This window comes from Mycolicibacter sinensis (genome assembly GCF_001673565.1).
GTDB lineage: Bacteria > Actinomycetota > Actinomycetes > Mycobacteriales > Mycobacteriaceae > Mycobacterium > Mycobacterium sinense_C.
Genome location: NZ_LZMF01000072.1, coordinates 1 through 20346, shown reverse-complemented (window position 1 = coordinate 20346; position 20346 = coordinate 1). Strand labels below are relative to the sequence as shown.

Sequence of the window (20346 nt, the reverse complement as noted above, 5' to 3'; positions counted from 1 at the left end):
ACCGGCCAGGACCCATTTCCTGTCGGCAACCCACGTTCACATGTGAGTGAGGCCCCAGCCCCCCATACCGTCTAATGAACCTGACAGACGAGGAGTAGAGACATGGCCTGGGATTTCTCCACCGAACCGGAGTTCGAGGCGAAGCTGGACTGGATCCGGACGTTCGTGCACGACGAGGTCGAACCGCTCGAGGTGCTGTTCCCCGGCTGCGAGTACCTGCCGCTGGACGACCAGCGCCGCCGGATCGTCGATCCCCTCAAAGACCAAGTGCGCGAGCAGGGGCTGTGGGCGCCGCATCTGGGCCCCGAACTCGGCGGGCAGGGCTTCGGTGCGGTCAAGCTGACCCTGATCAACGAGATCCTGGGCCGGTCCAGCTGGGCGCCGATCGTGTTCGGCACCCAGGCGCCCGACACCGGCAACGCCGAGGTCCTGGCCCGCTTCGGCACCGCCGACCAGAAGGACAAGTATCTGGCCGGGTTGCTGTCCGGGGAGATCTTCTCCTGCTTCTCGATGACCGAACCCCAGGGCGGCGCCGACCCGCGGGTGTTCACCACCCGGGCCGTCAAGGAAGGTGACGAGTGGGTGATCACCGGGCGAAAGTACTTCTCCTCCAACGCCTCGGTGGCGTCGTTCTTCATCGTGGTGGCCATCACCGACCCGGACGTGCCGGTGCACCGAGGCGCGTCGACCTTCCTGATCCCGGCCGGCACACCGGGTCTGGTCATCGAAGCCACCCACCACCTGGTGGGCTCGCATCCGCACGAGGCGGGGCATTCGCTGGTGCGCTACGACGACGTGCGGGTGCCGGCGGACGCGATCCTCGGAGAACCGGGACAGGGCTTCCTGATCCTGCAGAATCGGCTGGCCGGGGGGCGGCTGCACCACGCCATGCGTTCGATCGGGGTGGCGCAGCGCGCCATCGACATGATGGCCCGGCGCGCCAAAAGCCGCTTCACCCAGGGCAGTTCACTGGCTGACAAGCAGCTGGTTCAGGCGTTCATCGCCGACTCCTATGCAGAGCTGATCCCGTTCCGGTTGACGGTGCTGCACGCCGCCTGGCTCATCGACACCGCCGGCGAGCACGCGGCTCGAGCCGAGATCGGGGTGTGCAAGATCCTGGCCTCGCAGATCCTGAAGTCGGTCGGGTTGCGCGCCATTCAGGTTCACGGCGCGATGGGCCTGACCGAGCAGTTGCCGCTGACCAATGTGCTGCTGGGCGGGGTGGCGCTCGGGTTGGCCGACGGCCCCACCGAGGCGCACAAGGTGAACCTGGCCCGGCTGCTGCTCAAAGACTATGAGGCCGAGGACCCGGAGTGGCCCAGTGAGTTCCTGGACAACCGCATCGAGGCCGCCCGCGCCAAGTACGGCGATTTGGTCGACCGGATACCCGCGGTGCCATGAGCACACGTGTCGATGCCGCGGTGCACCGCGCGCTCGACGACCGCCAGCAGCAGGCCACCGCCGAAGTGGAGCGCATCCTGGCGGCCGCCGTGGCGGTGCTGGAGCGGGTCGCGCCCGAAGAGCCGCGGGTGTCCGACATCGTCGCCGAGGCCGGCTCGTCGAACAAGGCGTTCTACCGCTACTTCGCCGGCAAGGACGAACTCTTCGGAGCGGTGATGGAGCGCGGCGTCGCGATCGTCGTCTCGTATCTGCAGCACCAGTTGGCCAAGGAGTCCACTCCGGCGGGTCAGGTGCAGCGCTGGATACGCGGTACGGTGGCGCAGGTGTCCGACCCGCACCTGTTGAGCCTGAGCCGCGCGGCCAGCACCCAGCTGACGGCCGCCGGCGTCTCCGACGACGAGATCCTGCGTCCGCTGCGCGATCTGCTCACCGAACCGGTTGCCGCACTGGGAGGTAGCGAGCGGGACGCGGACGCCGTGTTCACCTGCACGCTGGCCACCATGCGTCGCTACCTGGGCGGCACCGCCCAACCGAAGCGGGCCGATGTCGACCATCTGGTGGCGTTCTGCCTTCGAGGACTGGGAGTGTGATGCGCGCGATCGTCTGCCAACAGTACGGGCCACCGGAAGACCTGGTCCTGGAAGAACTTCCGGATCCCACGCCCGGGCCCGGCACGCTGGTGGTGCGGGTGCGGGCTGCCGCGGTCAACTTCCCCGACGTGCTGCTGATCGACGGCAAATATCAGCTGAAGATCCCGACCCCCTTCACGCCCGGCAGCGAACTGGCCGGCGACGTGATCGCCGCCGGCGAGGGGGTGCCGTTCGCGGTCGGTGACCGGGTGGTCGGCACCTCGTTCGTGGGCGGGTTCGCCGAGCAGGCGCTGCTGCCGGCCGCGGCGGTCAGCGCGATGCCCGACGGCGTCGACTACGCCGCTGCGGCCGGCTTCGGTGTCACCTATCGCACCGCTTACCACGCGCTGCGCTCGGTCGCCCAAGTGGCCGAGGGGGATTGGGTGGTGGTGCTCGGTGCGGCCGGGGGAGTGGGACTGGCGGCGGTCGATCTGGGAGTGGCGCTGGGTGCACGGGTGCTGGCCGCCGCGTCCAGCCCGGAGAAGCTCGCGGTGTGCACGAAGCGCGGCGCCGAAGCCGTCATCGACTATGACCGGGAGGATCTCAAGGCGCGAATCCGCGAGATCACCGGCGACGGGGCGCAGGCGGTACTCGACCCGGTCGGCGGGCCGTACGCCGAGCCGGCGCTGCGCAGCCTGGCCCGCGGCGGGCGCTTCGTCACGCTCGGCTACGCCGCGGGGGCGATCCCGGCGATCCCGCTGAACCTGGTGATGCTCAAGGGCATCACTGTGCAGGGCATGGAGATCCGGACCTTCGCCACCGACCATCCCGCGGAAAACGAGCGGGATCTCGCCGAACTGCAGCAGCTGTTCGCCGAGGGCCGGGTCAGTCCCTACATCGGCGCCCGCTTCCCGCTGGCCGACACCGCGGCGGCGCTGCGTTACGTCGCCGACCGCAAGGCCGTCGGCAAGGTCATCATCGACGTCTGACCCAGACCAACGTGTTGTGGCTTGTCACGCCGTCATTCGTGGTGGTCGCCGATAGGGTGAGCTGATCGCCGTCGACCTCGGCATGCCGCAGCTGCGGCGCCGCCAGGAGCTGCGGCAGCATCGAGACGCTCACCTCGTGGTGCACCGTCGCGGTCTCCCCGTCGACGTGAAACCTTCCGCCGTAAGCGATGTACTGCTTCGATGCGTCCGCACCAGATACGAGTTGCGCCGACATGTAGCCGTCGGCGGTGTAGAGGATCAAGCCGCGCGGAGCCGTGCCCAAGGGATGTGACACCGCGCCGGTGGCCGCATCAACGGAACGGAACGATGCCAGCTCCCAGCCGCCCAGGAGTGCGTCGCGCAAGGTGCTCATCAGGGCATGATGACGGTTCGAGTGACCGGTTCGGCGGCCGCCTGCCGGCTGCGCAGCCCGCGCCGCAGGGCGCTCAACAGCGCGTCGCGGGTCTCGCGCGGGTCGATGAGCTCGTCGAAACCGAGCTGCTTGGCGGAGTGATACGACGCCTGCAACTCGGTGTCGCGCAGCTTGGCGGCCAGATCCTCCCCGGCGTGCGAGGCGGCACTGAGTGCGGCCGCACTCATCGCGCCCATCGTCGCCCCCGGATAGGCGAATGTCGCCACCTGCGAGTCGAACCCGAGCAACGACATCACCATGGAGCCGAAGCCGTAGGCCTTGCGCAGCGTCACGTGCAGCTTCACGGTGGTAGCCGCGGTCTGGGCGGCGAACATCCGGGCGCCGGCCCGCAGCACACCGCTGCGCTCCGAGCGGCTGCCCGGCAGCATGCCCGGATTGTCGGCCAGGAACACGATCGGCAGGTGGAACGAATCGGCCACCGTGATGAAGTGAGCGGCCTTGTCCGCGGCGTCGGCGTCGATCGAGCCGGCCAGCACCTGCGGCTGGTTGGCCACCACCGCCACCGGGTGACCGCCCAAATGGGCCAGCGCGCAGATGATCGCGGGTCCGAACCGGGGCTGCACCTCGAACCAGTCCGGCCGGTCGAAGACGACGTCGAGAACCGCGCGCATGTCATAGACCCGGCGGTTGTCGCGCGAGACGATGTCGAGCAACTCCGGCGTCGGACGCGGCTCGGCGACCGGATCGGCGGGCAGCGCCGGCGGGTACGACCAGGCGCTCGGCGGGAAATAGGACAGATACCGGCGGATGTCGTCGAGCACCGCCGCGTCGTCGTCGGCGAGGTTGTGGATCACCCCGCTTCTCAGGGCGACCTCGGGGCCGCCGAGGTCCTCCTTCGAGATGTCTTCGCCCGTCGACTCTTTGACCACCGGCGGCCCGGCGGTGAAGATCGCGCCGTGCGGGCTCATGATCCGGAAGTCGCAGACCGGGCCGACCAGGGCGCCGTGCCCGGCCGACGGGCCCAGCACCGCAGCGACGGTCGGCACCCGGCCCGAGCACTGCGCTTGGGCCAGCAGGTCGGTGGGGGTGCGCCCGTAATGCTCACCGGTGGGACGGAATCCGGCGCCCTCCAGCAGCATCACCAACGGAATCTTGTCGCGCAGCGCCAGTTCGGCGATGCGGTAGCGCTTGGCGTTGCCGCCGGGCCCGATGCTGCCCGCCAGCGTGGTGAAATCCTCGGCGCCCACCATCACCGGGGAGCCGTTGATCTCCCCCGACCCGACCACGATCCCGTCGGCGGCGATCTCCCCCCCGACCATGGTGCCCAACTCACGGAACGTTCCGGGGTCGAGCAGGTGGTCGATCCGGGCGCGCGCGTCGAGCTTGCCCTTCCCATGGTGTTTGGCCACCCGCTCGGGCCCGCCCATCGCCTGGGTGTGCCGGCGCCGCCGGTCCAGGTCGTCCAGCGTGTCCTGCCAGCCGTTCGTCATCTACCGGTCCTCATTCGTTGACCATACTGAAATTCTTACTGTAGCGTCACCCGGCATGGCCGGAAGTGGTCCTGCGGGATGGTGTCCGGCTACGAGTTCCGTTGCGCCGGAGGACTGATGACCATGAGCCCGATTCCGCGCCATCCGCATGAGGTGACCAGCCGGTGGCTCTCGGATGTGCTGAGCGCCCGCGGGGAACCGGTCGAGGTGGCCTCGGTCGACGTCGCCCCGGTCGGCACCGGTCAGACCGGCGCCACCTACCGGGTGTCGGCGAACTACGCCGGCGATCGGGACGGCCTGCCGGGCACCTTCGTGATCAAGCTTCCGGCCGGCGACGATGCGGTCCGCGATCGCGTCGTGCTGGGCTACCGCAGTGAGTGCGCCTTCTACCAAGACGTCGCCGATCGCGTCCGGATCCCGATACCGGAGTGCTTCCACTGCGAAATCAACGCGGACGCAACCGAGTACGCGTTGCTGCTCGCCGACCAGGCGCCCGCGTCCCAAGGCGACCAGATCGCCGGATGTGACGAGCGGCAGGCGCGGCTGGCGGTGACCGCGCTGGCCGGGCTGCACGCGCCCACCTGGTGCGACGAACAGTGGTTGACGTTTTCCGGGCTGGCGATGACCCAGTTGGACGAGGCCGGCGCCAAGGGCATGGGCGACATCGCCCGGATGTGTGCGGCCACCACCGTCGAGCGGCTCGGCGCGCAACTCGGCGACGCCGACTGTGCGACGCTGACGGCCGCGCTGGACGTGATCACGCCCTGGGTGTCAGCGCCACTGGGCCGGTTCGCGCTGATCCACGGCGACTACCGGCTGGACAACATGCTGTTCAGCCCGGATGGGGAACAGGTCTGGGTGGTCGACTGGCAGACCCTGGGCGTCGGCCTGCCGGCCCGCGACCTGGCCTTCTTCACCGCCACCAGCTTGGTGCCCGAGCTGCGCTCGGCGATCGAAGCCGATCTGGTCACGGCGTATCACGGCGCGCTGCTGGACTACGGTGTGACCGGCTATGACCGGGAAACCTGTTGGCAGGACTACCGGTTCGGTGTGCTGCAGGCTCCGCTGATCTGCGCGCTCGGGCTGGTCTTCGCGACCGGCACCGACCGCGGCGACGACATGTTCGTCACCATGCTGCGGCGCGCCTGTGCGGCGATCCGCGACCTGGGCACGCTGGAACTGGTGGGAGAGGTCTGTGCACATGAACGCTGAATCGCCGCGGCCCCCCGAGGGCGACTGGCTCGGAACCCCGTTCCTCGAGTTCCGGCGGGAGGGGCCGATCGCGGTCTGCACTCTGAACCGCCCCGAAGCCCGCAACGCGATGACCCCCGCGATGTACTTCGGCATTCGCTACGCGGTGGGCCTGGTCAACTCGGATCCGGACCTGGCCGGGCTGTTGATCACCGGCACCGGCGACGTGTTCGCCCCCGGCGGTGACATGGGCGGCGGCGGGGCGGACAACTGGATCACCTTCGGGTCCGCGCTGGGCATGGACGTCACCCCGTTCGACGCGTTGCGCAGCTCGGTGAAGCCGATCGTCTCGGCGGTCAACGGACTGTGTCAGGGCGGCGGCCTGCAGATCGCGTTGTGCAGCGACGTCGCCGTGGTCAGCGACCGGGCGACGTTCCGGGTGCCCGAGCTGTTCCGCGGCATCGCAGACACCTACTACAGCCAGATGCTGGCACGGGTGGTCGGGCCGGTCCGGACCCGCGACCTGATGTTCACCGGCCGCACGTTCGGGGCGCAGGAAGCACTGGAGTGGGGCATGGTGGCACGGGTGGTTCCGCACGACGAACTGGCCGACGCCGCACACGAGGTGCTGGCGCAGTGCTGCCGGACGGCCCCGGCCGCGCGGGCGGTGGTCAAGTCGAGCCTGGACGCCTACCTCGGGCTGTTCGACCGGATCGGGATGAGCACCAGCCTGGGTGCGCCGGAGGCCGTGGAAGGGTTCCGGGCGTTCAAAGAGCGCAGGTCACCGGCGTGGGTGCACCCGGCCTTACGGATCGACGGACGACTATAGATGAGCTATTTGCTTTAAATGAGAATGACTGTGCACGAAAAGTAGAAGCAGGTATCGCACTAACCACGAATCGGTTAGTATCCACACGCGTCGTGTCGCGCGTGTTTCTCGAAGGAGCCACCAGCTATGGGGATGAAGGATCTGCTTCCGCGGTCCCCGCAGCTGGCGATCGGGCGCTTGGCGGAGCCGATGCAGGCGGTCGGCGGACTGTTCAGCATGACGGTCGACGCGGTGAAGTTCATGTTCCAGCGTCCGTTTCAGGCCCGCGAATTCCTGGAGCAGTCCTGGTTCGTCGCCCGGGTCTCGCTGGCGCCCACGCTGCTGGTGGCGATCCCCTTCACGGTGCTGGTCAGCTTCATCCTGAACATTCTGCTGCGCGAGCTCGGAGCCGCGGACCTGTCCGGGGCCGGTGCGGCGTTCGGCGCGGTCACCCAGGTCGGGCCCATGGTGACGGTGTTGATCGTGGCGGGCGCCGGCGCCACCGCGATGTGCGCCGACCTGGGCTCCCGCACGATCCGCGAAGAGATCGACGCCATGGAGGTGCTGGGCATCAACCCGGTGCAGCGGCTGGTGACACCGCGCATGCTGGCGGCCGGGCTGGTGGCGCTGCTGCTGAACAGCCTGGTGGTGATCATCGGGATCCTCGGCGGCTACGTGTTCTCGGTCTTCGTGCAGGACGTCAACCCCGGTGCGTTCGCGGCGGGCATCACACTTTTGACCGGGGTGCCCGAGCTGATCATCTCCTGCATCAAAGCGGCGCTGTTCGGCCTGATCGCGGGCATGGTCGCCTGCTACCGCGGCCTGACGATCTCCGGCGGCGGCGCCAAGGCCGTCGGCAACGCGGTGAACGAGACCGTGGTGTACGCATTCATGTCGTTGTTCGTCGTCAACGTGGTCGTCACCGCGATCGGCATCAAGATGACGGCGCGCTGAGCCGTGGCGCTTCGTGCTCTGTCCGCCGTCTATCCCGGTGTCGCCCGGCAGCTTCGGCGACCCGTCGCGGCGCTGGGCCGGCTCGGTGATCACACGCTGTTCTACGGCCGGGCGATCGCCACCGCGCCGTTCGCGTTCACCCATTACCGCCGGGAGGTCATTCGGCTGATCGCCGAGATCAGCATGGGCACCGGGACCCTGGCGATGATCGGCGGCACCGTAGTGATCGTCGGGTTCCTGACCCTGGCCGCCGGCGGCACCCTGGCGGTCCAGGGCTACAGCTCACTGGGCAACATCGGCATCGAGGCGCTGACCGGGTTCCTGGCGGCGTTCATCAATGTCCGCATCTCGGCCCCGGTGGTCGCCGGCATCGGGCTGGCGGCCACCTTCGGTGCCGGTGTGACCGCGCAGCTGGGCGCGATGCGCATCAACGAGGAGATCGACGCCCTGGAGTCGATGGCGATCCGACCGATCGCCTATCTGGTCAGCACCCGCATCGTCGCCGGGCTGGTCGCCATCACCCCGCTGTACTCGATCGCGGTGATCCTGTCGTTCATCGCCAGCCGATTCACCACGGTCTTTCTGTTCGGGCAGTCGGCCGGCCTGTACGACCACTACTTCCGGACCTTCCTGAACCCGATCGATCTGCTCTGGTCGTTCCTGCAGGCCTTCCTCATGGCGGTCACCATCTTGTTGATCCACACCTATTTCGGCTACTTCGCCGCGGGCGGGCCGGCCGGCGTCGGTGTCGCGGTGGGCAACGCGGTGCGCACCTCACTGGTGGTGGTGGTCTCGGTGACGCTGCTCGTCTCGCTGTCGGTCTACGGCGCGAGCGGCAACTTCAACCTGGCCGGATAGCCGCTGCGACGAGGCCCTGTGACCTAAGTGGTATTGGCATTCTCATTTTTTGCAAGTACCGTATCCATCGATGAACGACCCAGTGCAGACCTCCTCGGGAATACCGCTCAAACCGGTGTACGGGCCGGAAGACCGGCGCGACGAACCCGCCGCGCCGGGCACCTACCCGTTCACCCGGGGCAACTTCGCGTCCGGCTACCGCGGCCGGCTGTGGACCTTCCGGCAGTACTCCGGGTTCGGCACCGCCGAGGAGTCCAACCGGCGCTACCGCTACCTGCTGGACCAGGGCGGCACCGGCCTGTCGGTCGCGCTGGATCTGCCCACCCAGTGCGGCTACGACTCCGACGACCCCGAAGTCGGTGAGGAGGTCGGCCGGGTCGGGGTGGCCGTCGACACCCTCGCCGACGCCGAGATCCTGTTCGACTCGATCCCGCTGGACAAGATCAGCACCAGCTTCACCATCAACGGGACCGCCGCGATCCTGCTCGCGTTCTACGTCGCCGCCGCCGAGCGCAAGGGGGTGCCGCGGGCCAAGCTCACCGGCACGATCCAGAACGACATCCTCAAGGAGTACGCCTCCCGCGGCACCTGGATCTGGCCGCCGGAGCCGTCGCTGCGCCTGATCGCCGACACCATCGAGTTCTGCGCCGCCGAGGTGCCGCGGTTCAACGCGATCTCGGTGGCCGGCGCGCACTTTCGCGACGCCGGCGCCAACGCCGTGCAGGAGATGGCCTTCACCCTCGCCGACGGCGTCACCTACTGCGACACCGTGGTGGAGCGCGGGCGGATGACCATCGACCAGTTCGCCCCGCAGATCTCGTTCTTCTTCTACACCCACGGCGACTTCTTCGAAGAGGTCGCCAAGTACCGGGCCGGACGGCGCCGCTGGGCCACCATCGTGCGGGAGCGCTACGGCGCCGAGGCCGACAAGGCGTCGATGTTCCGGTTCGGCTGCGTCGCCGGTGGGGCGTCGCTGTTCGCGCCCCAGGCCCAGAACAACCTGGTGCGGGTCGCCTACGAGTCGATGGCCGCGGTACTGGGCGGAGTCCAGTCGATGTTCACCGCCGCCTGGGATGAGCCGTTCGCGCTGCCCAGCGAGGAGTCCGCGACGCTGGCACTGCGCACCCAGCAGATCCTGGCCTACGAAACCGGGGTGACCCGGGTGGCCGATCCGCTCGGAGGCTCCTACTTCGTCGAGGCGCTCACCGATGCCACCGAGGAACGCATCATCGAGATCATGGACGACCTGGAGCGCCACGGCGGCATGGTCCGCGCGATCGAGGACGGCTACCTGCAGGGCCTGATCGCCGACGAGGCGTTCAAGATCCATCACGAGATCGAATCGGGCGAGCGGCCGGTCGTCGGCGTCAACAAGTTCACCAGCGACGAACCGGCACCGGAGATCGCCACCTACGAACTCGACGCCGAGGGCCGCGACGTCCAGCTCAAGCGGCTGGCCCGGGTCAAGGCCGAACGCAACGACGGCGACGTCGCCGCGAAGCTGGCCGCGCTGTCGCGCGCCGCCGAAGGCGACGACAACCTGATGCATTCTCTGATCGACTGCGCCAACGCCTACTGCACAGTGGGCGAGATGGTTTCGGCGCTCAAGTCGGTCTGGGGCGAGTTCCAGCAACCGGTGGTGTACTGATGACTTCTCCGCTCGCTTCCCCCGTCCCGGCCCGGGTCCTGGTCGCCAAGCCCGGCCTGGACGGCCACGACCGCGGCGCCAAGATCGTCGCGCGGACCCTGCGCGACGCCGGCTTCGAGGTCATCTACACCGGCATCCGGCAACGGGTCGAGGACATCGTCGCCACCGCCCTGCAGGAGGACGTGGCGGTGGTCGGGCTGAGCATTTTGTCCGGCGCCCACGTCGCGTTGACCGCCCGCATCGTCGAGGCGCTGCGCGCCGCGGACGGCGGTGACATCGCGGTGGTGGTCGGTGGGACCATCCCGCAGTCCGATGTGGCGAAGCTGTTGTCGCTGGGCGCGGCGGCGGTCTTTCCTACCGGAACCTCATTGGATGACCTGGTGACCGGGGTCCGGCAGGTCATCAGCCAGGCGGAGGCGAACTGAACATGCGACTGGGAGTGATGATCGGGGCCGAGCGCGGCGACATGGCGCGCAAGGTCACCAAGCTGATCGCCGACATCGAGTGGGCCGATGAGGCCGGGCTGGACACCGCGTGGATGCCGCAGGTGCCCGACGACTTCGACTTGCTGACCATGGTGGCGCTGATGGCCTCGCACAGCACCCGGATCGAGCTGGGCACCGCCGTGGTGCCGTTGCAGGCTCAGCATCCGATCGCCCTTGCCCGCCAAGCGCTTTCGGTGAACGCCATTTCCGGCGGCCGGCTGGCGCTGGGCGTCGGGCCGTCGCACCACTGGATCATCCGGGACATGCTCGGCCTGCCCTACGACAAGCCGGCCGCCTACACCCGCGACTACCTGGAAGTGCTCAACGCGGCACTGGCGGGACCCGGCCCTGTTGACGTGGAGAACAGCAACTTCACCGTGCACAACCCGACCGCGCTTGGGGCCGAGCCGAAGATGCCGGTGCTGGTGGCCGCGCTGGGCCCGGTGATGCTGCAGATCGCCGGCGAGCACGCCGATGGCACCTCGCTGTGGATGGCCGACGAGAAGGCGATCGCCGAGCACATCGCGCCGAAGATCAACAAGGCCGCCGCGGACGCGGGCAAACCCGCGCCGCGCATCGTCGCCGGCATCCCGGTCACCTTGTGCGCCAACTCCGAGATCGAGGCCGCCAAGGAGCGTGCCAACCGGATCCTGGCCGAGGCCGAGACCTCGCCCAACTACCAGCGGCTGCTCGACCGCGGTTCGGCCCGCGATGTCGGCGACCTGTGTGCGGCCGGTGATGAGGAATCGATCCTGAAGCGGTTCAAGCAGTTCGCCGACGCCGGGGTGACCGACCTATCGGTACGGCTGCTGCCGATCGGTGACAACCGCGACGAGCTGATCGCCTCCAAGCGCCGCACGCGCGAGGTGATCGCCGAGCTCGCCAAGGAGATTTAAGTGAACGGACCGCTGTCGGGGATCCGCATCCTCGAAGTGGGGGTGATGCTGGCCGGTCCGTACGCGACCATGCTGCTGGCCGACCTCGGCGCCGAGGTCATCAAGATCGAGCCGCCGAGCGGGGAGATCTCCCGTCAGGTCGGCCCGAGTTACTTCGCCAGCCTCAACCGCAACAAGCGCAGCATCTGTTTGGACCTTCAGTCGGCAGACGGACAGGCCCGGCTCGGGGAGCTGGTCGCCGAATCCCATGCGCTGCTGGTGAATATGAAACCGTCGGTGATCAAGCGGTTGAGCCTGACCTATGAGGCGCTGCAGCGTTTCAATCCGCGAATCGTGTGCGTGGCGCTGACCGGGTTCGGGCTGGACGGCGGTGACGAACCGGCCTTCGACTACGTGATCCAGGCGGCTACCGGGGTCGCCGCGATGACCGGCGACCCGGACGGGCCGCCCACGCTGCCGGGGTACTCCTCAGCCGACAACTCCACCGGGATGGCGGCCGCCCTGGGCCTGCTGGCCCAGATCGTCAGCGGCCGCGGCGGCCAGGTCGAGGTCTCGCTGCTCGACGTGATGCTGTCGCAACTGAACTACCGTGCGTCGGCCTACCTCAACGACGGCGTCGAGCCGCAACGCCATCCGCACGGCGCCCACTCGTATTACGTTCCGGCGCAGCTGTTTCCCACCGCAGAAGGCTATCTGGCGCTGTTCGTCACCCACGACGGGTTCTGGAAGAGTTTCGCGGGCGAAGCCGGTGTCGACGGTTTCGCCACGATGTCCGAGCGCGTTGCCCGCCGCGAGGAAGTGCTCGCCGTGGTCACCGCCGCGCTGGCTTCCGACACCGCGGTCGGTTGGGAGCGGCGCTTGCGGCCGCTGGGTATCCCGGCGGCCGCGGTGCGCACGCTGCCCGAAGCGCTCAAGGAATACACCCATGCGATCGTCACGGCCGGTGATTTCCGGTTGGTGGGCAGCCCGATTCGCGTCGCCGGGTATGAGCCGGCCTACCGGCCGCCGCCGGCGCTGGGGGACTGACGGCTCGCTTACATCAGCTGCACTTGTTGCCAGTCCGCGTGGTTGGTCTCTTCGCCGGCCACGACATGGCCGGGGTATTTGCCGATGCTTTCGCGATCGTGAGGGGCGGGCGTCTTGCCGAGGCAGTCATTCATCAATGCACTGCATCCATCGTGTGCGGATGCTGTTTGGCGGTTTCGACAGGTCAACCGACATGAATCGGATGCGGTGGGTTTGGACGTTCATCTCGCCGTCGAAGACATCCCGGTCTGCAGTCTTAACGAACAGGAGCACGCCTTCGGCAGTGTCCAACCGATGGCTACCGCGCCCGGACTGGGACGCCAGGTATGCGTAAAGCTGGTACAGGTAGTCGGTTTTGATACTCGTCTTGCCCTCGTGGTCGTTGAGTGCATCGGTGAACTTTGTTTCGATAACGATCCGCCGCTGCTTGGCTTCGTGATCAAGGGTGATGTCGGTCTTCATGATCGGCAGGAACGACTGATCTGTGTCCGTCCCGGGCGAGGTCCAACGGAGGAGAGTCGACTGCACACGCCAGCCCTGCCCGCGCAGTGTGTGGCGAAAGAACCCCCGCACAGCCGCTTCGAAGAGCTTGCGGTGCACTCCGGCATTGTTGCTTAACCTCGGGGCGTTGAGTGGTCCCGTCTGATGAACTGGAATCGCCATCCGGCGCAGAAGGTGTGCGGCATCAAGCATCCGTCGATCGCCAACATCGTGCCGACCGATCCGGTCGCCAGAGAGTTCTTGTTTTGAGGGCGCCCGGTCGCTGACACCCAACCGATGCATCCGGAATGCCGCCGCGCGGCAACGGTGCGCAAGTTCCGGGCTGATGACTGCTGGAACGGCAAATAGAAGTGTGTCGGCGATGAATCGGTTGCGGGGTGAGTTGACGCTGAGTTCATCGAAACGACATGCAATGCGACCCTGGTCGGTCAGCCGGTGGCTGGAGGTACGGAGATGGTCGATTCGACCGCGTACACGTGTCAGGTCGGCATGGCGTAGGCGGTACTGGAAGGTCAGCTCCCGGCGCAACCGCATTTCGACTTCGGCGACGAGTACCTCCGCGATGGCGTCGATCAGATCGTTGTCGCGCTGGCCGGCGAGGATCGCTTCCTGTTCGGTGGTGCGAAGCTGTTGTAAAAGCCCCGAGGCGTAAACCAAAAGGAGCCAGAGGCTGCGGACGGGTATCCGGGTTGCGCCTTCACCGACGACGAGCATTGCCAGAATCTCTCGTCACAGTTTCAGTGCTGCTACGGCGGCATCCGCCTTCGCCCGGTCATCAAACCAGTATTCCGCTAGCAACGGTGCGATCTGCGTGTCGACGACCCCGTTGTACCAGGATGTTCCGTTCGATTGTGAATCGGTCGGCGTGACGTAACTGTGGCCGATCGCAAAGTGTGCGCCGAGCATCGGATCTTCGGATATCTGTTGGTTCAGCTCGCTGATTCGCAGCCGGATCTTCTCAACAAGCGACGTGTCGTTTCCGAGCTTCTTCCTTAAGTGCGCGGCCCAGGAGTCGGTCAAGGCTGGGTCGAGCGTTTCGAAGGCGAATCTTCGCCGCAACGCGAAATCGACCAGGGCAAGGGATCTGTCAGCGATGTTCATCGTGCCAAGTATGTAGAGATTGTCCGGCAGATAGAACTGCTCATCGTCTGATCGCGGATAGCTCAACATGAGAGCGTCCGACGGGTTGCGTTTGCTCCCCTCGATCAGGGTGAGCATCTCGCCGAAGGCCTGCGCCGGGTTGCCCCTATTGATCTCCTCAATGATCAGCACATGGGGTATGTCCGCTGACTCACGGGCGCGCTCGGCATGCTGGATGAGAACGCCATCAGTCAGGACCAGCTGGCCGCCCGAAGTGGGGCGCCAGCCCCGTACAAAGTCCTCGTATGAGGTGTTCGGATGGAATTGCACCGATCGGATCGCGTCAGGTGCTTGAGACCCAATGAGAGCTTGAGCTAGCCGTTTGGCGAGCCAGGTCTTCCCAGTGCCGGGGGCGCCCTGTAGAACCAAGTTTCGTTTATCGCGCCAGTGATCGAGAATCTCCTGCAGCCGTTCCTTCGAATGGAAGCACCCGTCGGTGATGATGTCGGCAACAGAGAATGGGCGGGCTTCGCCATCACCTCCACCGCCCTCGGTCCCGCCACCCCCCGGATGGGGATCCGCCTTGTCCAACCACCGGCTACGCCACGTGTCGTCGTAGAAGTCCACCGGACCGCCGCTCTCAGCTTCTACGCGGTCGATGATCGAACGGATGTCTTCGTCGAGGTCGCCCGTGGGTTCGTCAGGTAAATACTTGGACAACCCGTCGCGCAGTAGCCGTCGGTGTTGTTCGGAGACAATCGGCGGGAAGTTGCGGGGCTGAAACAGGTACAACAAGGCTTGCCGTTGTGCCGGCTCTCGATGCCCCGGCGATTCTTTCACCACGGTTCGCAACACCTCGGGGTCGGTGGCAGCACTGGCTCGTGTGTCTCCGCCTTGCTGCTTGAAGTGTTCGGCGAACTCGATGAGGAATGACAGTTGCGCCCACCGCCGGTTGTTCCATGCTGGACCACCGTTGAATACACCTTCGTCGAAGCCGCGTTGAACATCAGGCGTGAGCGTGACTGGAGATTGCAGAGGTGCAAGCACTTCTTCGATGAACCCAGCTTTTGTTGCCGATCGGAAGTTCACGACTGGCAGCACGTTGAGGATGTAGATCTCCGCGAACAGCTGGCGAGCTCCCGGAGTTGCTGTCGATAGCTGGATACTCAGCTTCTCGGAGAACGACTTGGCTGAGACATCTGGTGCGTCGACGTAGACCCGGCGGAGCTCGGCGAGGTTGTCGAGGGTCCAAATGGGTACGTCTGGTGTCAACAGGGATCCGTCACCGATCAGGCAGTTGCGCAGGATCTCCGCTGCCACTTTCTCAACCTGAGGTGCATTCGGACGACCCATGGTCGGTTCAGCAGAAGGCATAGACGCCAGTCTGCCCCACACCTCCGACACCTTGGGTGTGCTCTGCTGGATCAAAGCGCGGTGTGACCACGTCCGGCGACGTGTGACACCGCCAAAAAACCACGCCCGTCATTCGATCGTCAATTCGGTGTGCCCGAGCGCCATTTGTCTAGCTCACAATGCGTTTCTCTCGGAGCCCCCGGCCAACATTGAACCGATGGCCGATCGCTCACCAGGGCGAGCCCCGCCTCAGACCGTGACGATCGTCGCCGACGCCGTCCCGGGCGCACCGTAGACCTGCGCGAACCCCACCTTCGGCTCGCCCGGCACCTGCCGCTCACCGGCCTGGCCGCGCAGCTGCAGCACCAGCTCGTGCAACTGACGCAGCCCGGACGCCCCGATCGGCTCGCCGTTGGCGATCAGCCCGCCGTCGGTGTTGACCGGCAGCGAGCCGGAGATCTCGGTGGCGCCGTCGGCGAGCAGCTTCTCCTGGTCGCCGTCGGCGCAGAAGCCGCACTCGGCCATGTGGATCACCTCGGCGCCGGCATCGGTGTCCTGCAGCTGGACCACGTCGACGTCTTCGGGAGCCACACCGGCGATTTCGAACGCGGCACGCGCCGCATACACCGTCGGCGCCACGTCCTCTTCGATCGGAGCCGATGTCCCGTGCACCTCATAGGCGCCGAAGGTTCGGGTGCGGATTTCGGTGGCCTTCAGATACACCGGCTTGTCGGTGTAGCGGTGGGCGATCTCCGCGCGGCACATGACGATCGCGGCGGCGCCCTCGTCCGGCGCGCAGAACATGTACTGGGTCAACGGGTAGTTGAGCACCGTCGAATTGAGGATGGCGTCCTCGGACATCGGCTTGCGCCGGAAGGCATTCGGGTTCAACGCTCCATTGCGGAAGTTCTTGGCGGCGACCTTGGCCAGCGTCGCTTGCGAGATGCCGTGGTCGTGCAGGTAGCGGTTGGCCTTGATGCCGAAGAACTTGGTGGTGACGAACTGCCCGTTCTCGGCGTACCAGGCGGGCAGTGCCAGCTTGGCCGGATCGTCGGTGAACGCTCCGCGGGGGTGCTTGTCCATGCCGATCGCGATACCGATGTCGTACTTGCCGGAGCGGATGTTGTCGGCGCAGACCTGCGTGGCGGTGGCGGCCGTCGCGCAGGCGTTGAACACGTTGGTGAACGGGATTCCGGTGAGCCCGACCAGTCGCGTCACCGCGTCCGGGTTGGAGATCTCGTAGCTGCCGCCGACGCCGAACTGGATGTCGCGCCACTCGACGCCGGCGTCGGCCAGGGCGGTGTGGATCGCCTCGGCGCCCATCTGCATCGCCGATTTGTCGAACCGGCCGAACGGGTGCAGCCCGACGCCGATGATCGCCACATCGTTGTTCGCTACGGTCATTTTCCAGGTCTCCTTAGACGGGCTGGAAGGCCCAGGTGAGAATCTCGGTCCCGTCGTCGTCGACGTAGAACGGCACCATGGTCAGTTCGACGTCCATGCCGAATTTCAGCTTGGCGGGGTCGGATTCGGTCAGGCGGGCCTCAACCTTGACCACATCGCCGAGTCGCACCAGTCCGACGCCGAACGGGGCGAAGCCCTCGGCGGATTCGCCGCCGGCATAGGGCAGCTTCGGCACGAAGCCCTGGGTCGTCCAAGCCTCCAACGTCCCCTGCCGGGGCAGCAGCAGATCACGCACCCGCGGGCCGCTGCAGCGCGGGCAGTGGTCCTGGCGGGGCCACACCGTCGCCTCGCAGTCGTCGCATTGACTGCCGATCAGGGCCGGGTTCTCGTCGGGCCAGTTGGTGACATCGGGAGCGAGGACTTTACGCATCGGCGGGACCCGCCGTAGAGGAGCGCAGACACGGAGTGGAAATCACATTCTCGATTAGAGCATATGAGCGTCCGCGAGGGAAGCCGGGCTCGGGCGTGGCCGCGGTACGGCGGTTGGAGTTAGGGGCGTGGGGGTGCGCAGATGCACACCTTCACCCGGCGTGTCGCGGACAAACGCGCTCCCTCGCGGGAAGGAACGACTTATTCGGCCAGGCCGTGGGCGCAGAAGTCCCAGACCTCGTCGGCGCTGATGGGATGGGCCGCCGGGTCGTCGGACTCGGCGCTGGACTGTGCCACGAACATGACCGTCTGCATGGTCATCGCCGCCATGCGCCGGGCGTTGACTCCCTTCCGCAGCTCGCCGGCCTCGTCGGCGGCCTCCATCAGCTCGGTGAGCAGGCCCAGCAACGGGGTGAAGGCGATTCGGACCTCGGTGGGGTGCGATACCAGCAGCCGGGGCGCGAAGTCGGTGAACAGTGGACGCTTAGCAGAGGGGTCCGGCCGGGACAGCTCGAAGAGCAACTCGACGGCCACTTTCAGCTGCTCCATCGGCGTGGCCTTGTCCTCGGTGGCGGCGCGGATCTGGTCGGCGGTGCGGCTCAGGGCGTCCTCGAACAGCGCCAGCAGCAGCTCATGTTTGCCGTTGAACTGCAGGTAGAAACTGCGCAGCGACTGCCGTGAGCGCTCGACGACTTCCTGCACGGTGAAGTCGGTGCTGCCCTTTTCGATGATGATGGCCTGGGCGGCGTCCAGGAATCGCTGAACGCGCTGGGCGGCCCGCAGTCGCGCGGTCTTGATCGACCGCTCGACCGCCCGCTGCTTCCAGACGGGCTCCTCTTCGGGGTTGCTCACCAGCGGCTCCAGCGGTTGCCTTTTTGGGAGAACACGCATGCACCTTACCGGAGAATGACGCCAGAGCGACGGCGCCGATCTGGGCGCTGCCGTCCCGACTTCGAAGATGGTAACTTTCCCAGGAGGAGAAGCAGCTTCTCGCATTGTGTCGGCCGGCGCCGATCCCGCAACGGAGTAAGGACGTCCATGTACATCGATTACGAGGTCGCCGACCGGATCGCGACGATCACCCTGAACCGGCCGGAGGCGGCCAACGCCCAGAACCCCGAGTTGCTCGACGAGCTCGACGCGGCCTGGACGCGCGCCGCCGACGATGACGACGTCGCGGTCATCGTGCTGCGGGCCAACGGCAAACACTTCTCGGCCGGCCACGACCTCAAAGGCGGCGGTCCGGTGCCGGACAAGATCACCCTGGAGTTCATCTACAAGCACGAATGCAAGCGCTATCTGGAGTACACCCTGCGGTGGCGCAATGTGCCCAAGCCGTCGATCGCCGCGGTGCAGGGCCGGTGCATCTCCGGCGGGCTGATGCTGTGCTGGCCGTGCGATCTGATCATCGCCGCCGACGACGCCCAGTTCTCCGACCCGGTGGTGCTGATGGGCATCGGCGGTGTCGAATACCACGGCCACACCTGGGAATTGGGTCCGCGCAAGGCCAAGGAGATCCTGTTCACCGGCCGCGCGATGACCGCTCAGGAAGTCGAGCAGACCGGGATGGTCAACAAGGTGGTTCCACGCGACGAGCTGGATGCCGAGACCCGCCGGCTCGCCGAGCACATCGCCACCATGCCGTCGTTCGCGCTGCGGCAGGCCAAACGCGCGGTCAACCAGACCCTGGATGTGCAGGGCTTTTACTCGGCGGTTCAGTCCGCGTTCGACATCCACGAAACGGGGCACGGCAATGCGCTGTCGGTGTGCGGGTGGCCGGTGCTGGTCAACCTCGATGACATGAAGTCGAAGGTGCAGTAGGCGTTTTCACCTGTGATCACGGGCCAGCGAACGCAGCTGGCGTTTGAGCACCTTGCCGTAGCTGTTCTTGGGCAGCGCGTCGACGAACTCGTAGCGTTTCGGGCGCTTGAACCGGGCGATGCGTTCCAGCAGATGGTGATCCAGCTCGGCGGCGGAGGCCTCACCCACGATGAAGGCGACCACGATCTCGCCCCACTCGGCATCCGGGGCGCCCACCACGCCGGCCTCGGTGACGCCGGGATGCGCCAACAGTGCCTCCTCGACCTCGCGGGGATAGATGTTGCTGCCACCGCTGATCACCACGTCCTTGGAACGGTCCCGCAACGTGAGGTAGCCGCGATCGTCGAAGGAACCCTTGTCGCCGGTGAACAGCCAGCCGTCCTTGATGGCCTCGGCGGTGGCGTCCGGGTTGTTCCAATAGCCGGCCATCACCACGTCGCCGCGGCAGACGATCTCGCCGACCTCACCGGCCGACGCGCGCGTGCCGTCGTCGCGCAGCACCGCCACCTCGACACCGGAGCGGGGATAGCCGACCGAGCCCAGGATCGCGTCGTCGGCCCCGACGTGGTCGGCGCGGTGCAGGCCGGTGATGGTCATCGGCGCCTCGCCCTGACCGTAGAGCTGGGCGAACACCGGCCCGAACGCGGTCAGCGCCCGCTTGAGGTCCCCGAGGTACATCGGGCCGCCGCCGTAGATGAGGGTGCGCAGGTGGGCCGGGCGCTCGCGTCCGGTGTGCACCAGGCGCGCCACCATCGTCGGCGCCAGAAATGCGGTGGCGCCGTGGTGATGCCCGCACAGGTCGAGGAACTCGTCGGCGTCGAACGAGCCGGAGGCCGGCACCACCTGCCGCGCCCCGCGCAGCACGTAGGGCGCGATGTACAGGCCGGACCCGTGCGACATCGGGGCGCCGTGGATCAGGCTGCAGTCGGCGTCGGGGTCGTCGAGGTCGGCCAGGTGCGCCACCGTCATCGCCATCAGATTGCGGTGGGTCAGCATCGCGCCCTTTGAGCGTCCGGTGGTGCCACTGGTGTAGAACAGCCACGCCAGCCGGGACGGATCCGGGTCGGGCG

At 66.9% G+C, this 20346-nt stretch carries 21 protein-coding genes; 12 read left to right on the top strand and 9 right to left on the bottom strand.

Going from position 1 to position 20346, the window contains the following annotated elements; translation table 11 throughout:
- Positions 1–102 precede the first annotated feature (102 nt).
- Genes A5648_RS11625 through A5648_RS11615 form a run of 3 tightly spaced genes read left to right on the top strand, consistent with a single transcriptional unit; the run spans position 103 to position 2959 of the window.
- Positions 103–1401: an acyl-CoA dehydrogenase family protein gene (locus A5648_RS11625; RefSeq protein WP_065024688.1), complete on the top strand. Its 1299-nt coding sequence runs from the start codon at positions 103–105 to the stop codon at positions 1399–1401.
- Complete coding sequence (locus tag A5648_RS11620) at positions 1398–1991, top strand: TetR/AcrR family transcriptional regulator (protein WP_065024687.1); 594 nt, start codon at positions 1398–1400, stop codon at positions 1989–1991. The genes A5648_RS11625 and A5648_RS11620 overlap by 4 nt, the downstream gene beginning before the upstream one ends.
- Positions 1991–2959, top strand: a complete 969-nt coding sequence (locus A5648_RS11615; RefSeq protein ID WP_065024686.1) for an NADPH:quinone oxidoreductase family protein — start codon at positions 1991–1993, stop codon at positions 2957–2959. The genes A5648_RS11620 and A5648_RS11615 overlap by 1 nt, the downstream gene beginning before the upstream one ends.
- Here A5648_RS11615 and A5648_RS11610 read toward each other — a convergent pair.
- Positions 2946–3332 carry a lipocalin-like domain-containing protein gene (locus A5648_RS11610; protein WP_082966443.1) on the bottom strand — a complete coding sequence of 129 codons (387 nt, stop codon included), beginning with the start codon at positions 3330–3332 and terminating at the stop codon, positions 2946–2948. The genes A5648_RS11615 and A5648_RS11610 overlap by 14 nt on opposite strands.
- A complete protein-coding gene (locus tag A5648_RS11605; protein ID WP_065024684.1) occupies positions 3332–4822 on the bottom strand; it encodes an acyl-CoA carboxylase subunit beta in 1491 nt (496 codons plus the stop codon). The genes A5648_RS11610 and A5648_RS11605 overlap by 1 nt, the downstream gene beginning before the upstream one ends.
- Before the next feature lie 123 nt (positions 4823–4945).
- Between A5648_RS11605 and A5648_RS11600 the strand changes: the two genes are divergently transcribed.
- The 8 genes from A5648_RS11600 to A5648_RS11565 all read left to right on the top strand — a co-directional run bounded on the left by A5648_RS11600 (position 4946) and on the right by A5648_RS11565 (position 12688).
- The gene (locus tag A5648_RS11600) at positions 4946–6034 is read left to right on the top strand and encodes a phosphotransferase family protein (protein WP_065024691.1); all 1089 of its coding nucleotides are present in this window, start codon (positions 4946–4948) and stop codon (positions 6032–6034) included.
- Positions 6024–6842 carry an enoyl-CoA hydratase/isomerase family protein gene (locus A5648_RS11595; protein WP_065024683.1) on the top strand — a complete coding sequence of 273 codons (819 nt, stop codon included), beginning with the start codon at positions 6024–6026 and terminating at the stop codon, positions 6840–6842. Before A5648_RS11600 ends, A5648_RS11595 begins: the two co-directional genes overlap by 11 nt.
- Positions 6843–6974: 132 nt before the next feature.
- Positions 6975–7775, top strand: coding sequence for an MlaE family ABC transporter permease (locus A5648_RS11590; protein ID WP_207511673.1), 801 nt, complete (start codon positions 6975–6977; stop codon positions 7773–7775).
- Between the two features lie 3 nt (positions 7776–7778).
- Positions 7779–8633 carry an MlaE family ABC transporter permease gene (locus A5648_RS11585; RefSeq protein WP_065024681.1) on the top strand — a complete coding sequence of 285 codons (855 nt, stop codon included), beginning with the start codon at positions 7779–7781 and terminating at the stop codon, positions 8631–8633.
- Between the two features lie 70 nt (positions 8634–8703).
- Entirely contained in the window at positions 8704–10281 is a 1578-nt protein-coding gene (locus A5648_RS11580; protein ID WP_065024680.1) for a methylmalonyl-CoA mutase family protein, read from the top strand.
- Complete coding sequence (locus A5648_RS11575) at positions 10281–10706, top strand: cobalamin B12-binding domain-containing protein (protein WP_065024679.1); 426 nt, start codon at positions 10281–10283, stop codon at positions 10704–10706. The genes A5648_RS11580 and A5648_RS11575 overlap by 1 nt, the downstream gene beginning before the upstream one ends.
- 2 nt (positions 10707–10708) lie before the next feature.
- Complete coding sequence (locus A5648_RS11570) at positions 10709–11662, top strand: LLM class F420-dependent oxidoreductase (protein ID WP_065024678.1); 954 nt, start codon at positions 10709–10711, stop codon at positions 11660–11662.
- The gene (locus A5648_RS11565) at positions 11663–12688 is read left to right on the top strand and encodes a CaiB/BaiF CoA transferase family protein (protein WP_082966442.1); all 1026 of its coding nucleotides are present in this window, start codon (positions 11663–11665) and stop codon (positions 12686–12688) included. It abuts the gene before it with no gap.
- An 8-nt stretch (positions 12689–12696) separates the two neighbouring features.
- Here the strand turns inward: A5648_RS11565 and A5648_RS24905 are convergent, their stop codons facing one another.
- The 6 genes from A5648_RS24905 to A5648_RS11540 form a co-directional block, all read right to left on the bottom strand.
- Positions 12697–12822, bottom strand: a complete 126-nt coding sequence (locus tag A5648_RS24905; RefSeq protein ID WP_267887810.1) for a hypothetical protein — start codon at positions 12820–12822, stop codon at positions 12697–12699.
- Positions 12815–13903 carry a 5-methylcytosine restriction system specificity protein McrC gene (locus tag A5648_RS11560; protein ID WP_065024677.1) on the bottom strand — a complete coding sequence of 363 codons (1089 nt, stop codon included), beginning with the start codon at positions 13901–13903 and terminating at the stop codon, positions 12815–12817. Before A5648_RS11560 ends, A5648_RS24905 begins: the two co-directional genes overlap by 8 nt.
- 15 nt (positions 13904–13918) lie before the next feature.
- On the bottom strand, positions 13919–15643 hold the full coding sequence (locus A5648_RS11555; protein WP_065024689.1) for an McrB family protein: 1725 nt from the start codon (positions 15641–15643) through the stop codon (positions 13919–13921).
- A 228-nt stretch (positions 15644–15871) separates the two neighbouring features.
- Positions 15872–17026: a thiolase family protein gene (locus tag A5648_RS11550; RefSeq protein WP_065024676.1), complete on the bottom strand. Its 1155-nt coding sequence runs from the start codon at positions 17024–17026 to the stop codon at positions 15872–15874.
- A 13-nt stretch (positions 17027–17039) separates the two neighbouring features.
- Positions 17040–17456: a Zn-ribbon domain-containing OB-fold protein gene (locus A5648_RS11545; RefSeq protein ID WP_065024675.1), complete on the bottom strand. Its 417-nt coding sequence runs from the start codon at positions 17454–17456 to the stop codon at positions 17040–17042.
- Between the two features lie 200 nt (positions 17457–17656).
- Positions 17657–18307 (bottom strand): TetR/AcrR family transcriptional regulator, encoded by a 651-nt coding sequence (locus A5648_RS11540; RefSeq protein ID WP_207511671.1) that lies wholly within the window; start codon positions 18305–18307, stop codon positions 17657–17659.
- A gap of 186 nt (positions 18308–18493) precedes the next feature.
- Here A5648_RS11540 and A5648_RS11535 point away from each other — a divergent pair, with 186 nt between their 5' ends.
- Entirely contained in the window at positions 18494–19276 is a 783-nt protein-coding gene (locus A5648_RS11535) for an enoyl-CoA hydratase (protein ID WP_065024673.1), read from the top strand.
- A 6-nt stretch (positions 19277–19282) separates the two neighbouring features.
- On the opposite strand, the gene A5648_RS11530 is transcribed toward A5648_RS11535, so the two are convergent.
- On the bottom strand, positions 19283–20346 hold a 1064-nt coding region (locus tag A5648_RS11530; protein WP_065024672.1), incomplete at its 5' end, for an AMP-binding protein.

What these genes read in the sequence shown, in the direction of transcription:
- A5648_RS11625 (WP_065024688.1), top strand. Translation starts at nt 103, where the DNA reads ATGGCCTGGGATTTCTCCACCGAACCGGAGTTCGAGGCGAAGCTGGAC.
- A5648_RS11620 (WP_065024687.1), top strand. Translation starts at nt 1,398, where the DNA reads ATGAGCACACGTGTCGATGCCGCGGTGCACCGCGCGCTCGACGACCGC.
- A5648_RS11615 (WP_065024686.1), top strand. Translation starts at nt 1,991, where the DNA reads ATGCGCGCGATCGTCTGCCAACAGTACGGGCCACCGGAAGACCTGGTC.
- A5648_RS11610 (WP_082966443.1), bottom strand. Translation starts at nt 3,332, where the DNA reads ATGAGCACCTTGCGCGACGCACTCCTGGGCGGCTGGGAGCTGGCATCG.
- A5648_RS11605 (WP_065024684.1), bottom strand. Translation starts at nt 4,822, where the DNA reads ATGACGAACGGCTGGCAGGACACGCTGGACGACCTGGACCGGCGGCGC.
- A5648_RS11600 (WP_065024691.1), top strand. Translation starts at nt 4,946, where the DNA reads ATGAGCCCGATTCCGCGCCATCCGCATGAGGTGACCAGCCGGTGGCTC.
- A5648_RS11595 (WP_065024683.1), top strand. Translation starts at nt 6,024, where the DNA reads ATGAACGCTGAATCGCCGCGGCCCCCCGAGGGCGACTGGCTCGGAACC.
- A5648_RS11590 (WP_207511673.1), top strand. Translation starts at nt 6,975, where the DNA reads ATGAAGGATCTGCTTCCGCGGTCCCCGCAGCTGGCGATCGGGCGCTTG.
- A5648_RS11580 (WP_065024680.1), top strand. Translation starts at nt 8,704, where the DNA reads ATGAACGACCCAGTGCAGACCTCCTCGGGAATACCGCTCAAACCGGTG.
- A5648_RS11575 (WP_065024679.1), top strand. Translation starts at nt 10,281, where the DNA reads ATGACTTCTCCGCTCGCTTCCCCCGTCCCGGCCCGGGTCCTGGTCGCC.
- A5648_RS11570 (WP_065024678.1), top strand. Translation starts at nt 10,709, where the DNA reads ATGCGACTGGGAGTGATGATCGGGGCCGAGCGCGGCGACATGGCGCGC.
- A5648_RS24905 (WP_267887810.1), bottom strand. Translation starts at nt 12,822, where the DNA reads ATGAATGACTGCCTCGGCAAGACGCCCGCCCCTCACGATCGCGAAAGC.
- A5648_RS11560 (WP_065024677.1), bottom strand. Translation starts at nt 13,903, where the DNA reads ATGCTCGTCGTCGGTGAAGGCGCAACCCGGATACCCGTCCGCAGCCTC.
- A5648_RS11555 (WP_065024689.1), bottom strand. Translation starts at nt 15,643, where the DNA reads ATGCCTTCTGCTGAACCGACCATGGGTCGTCCGAATGCACCTCAGGTT.
- A5648_RS11550 (WP_065024676.1), bottom strand. Translation starts at nt 17,026, where the DNA reads ATGACCGTAGCGAACAACGATGTGGCGATCATCGGCGTCGGGCTGCAC.
- A5648_RS11545 (WP_065024675.1), bottom strand. Translation starts at nt 17,456, where the DNA reads ATGCGTAAAGTCCTCGCTCCCGATGTCACCAACTGGCCCGACGAGAAC.
- A5648_RS11535 (WP_065024673.1), top strand. Translation starts at nt 18,494, where the DNA reads ATGTACATCGATTACGAGGTCGCCGACCGGATCGCGACGATCACCCTG.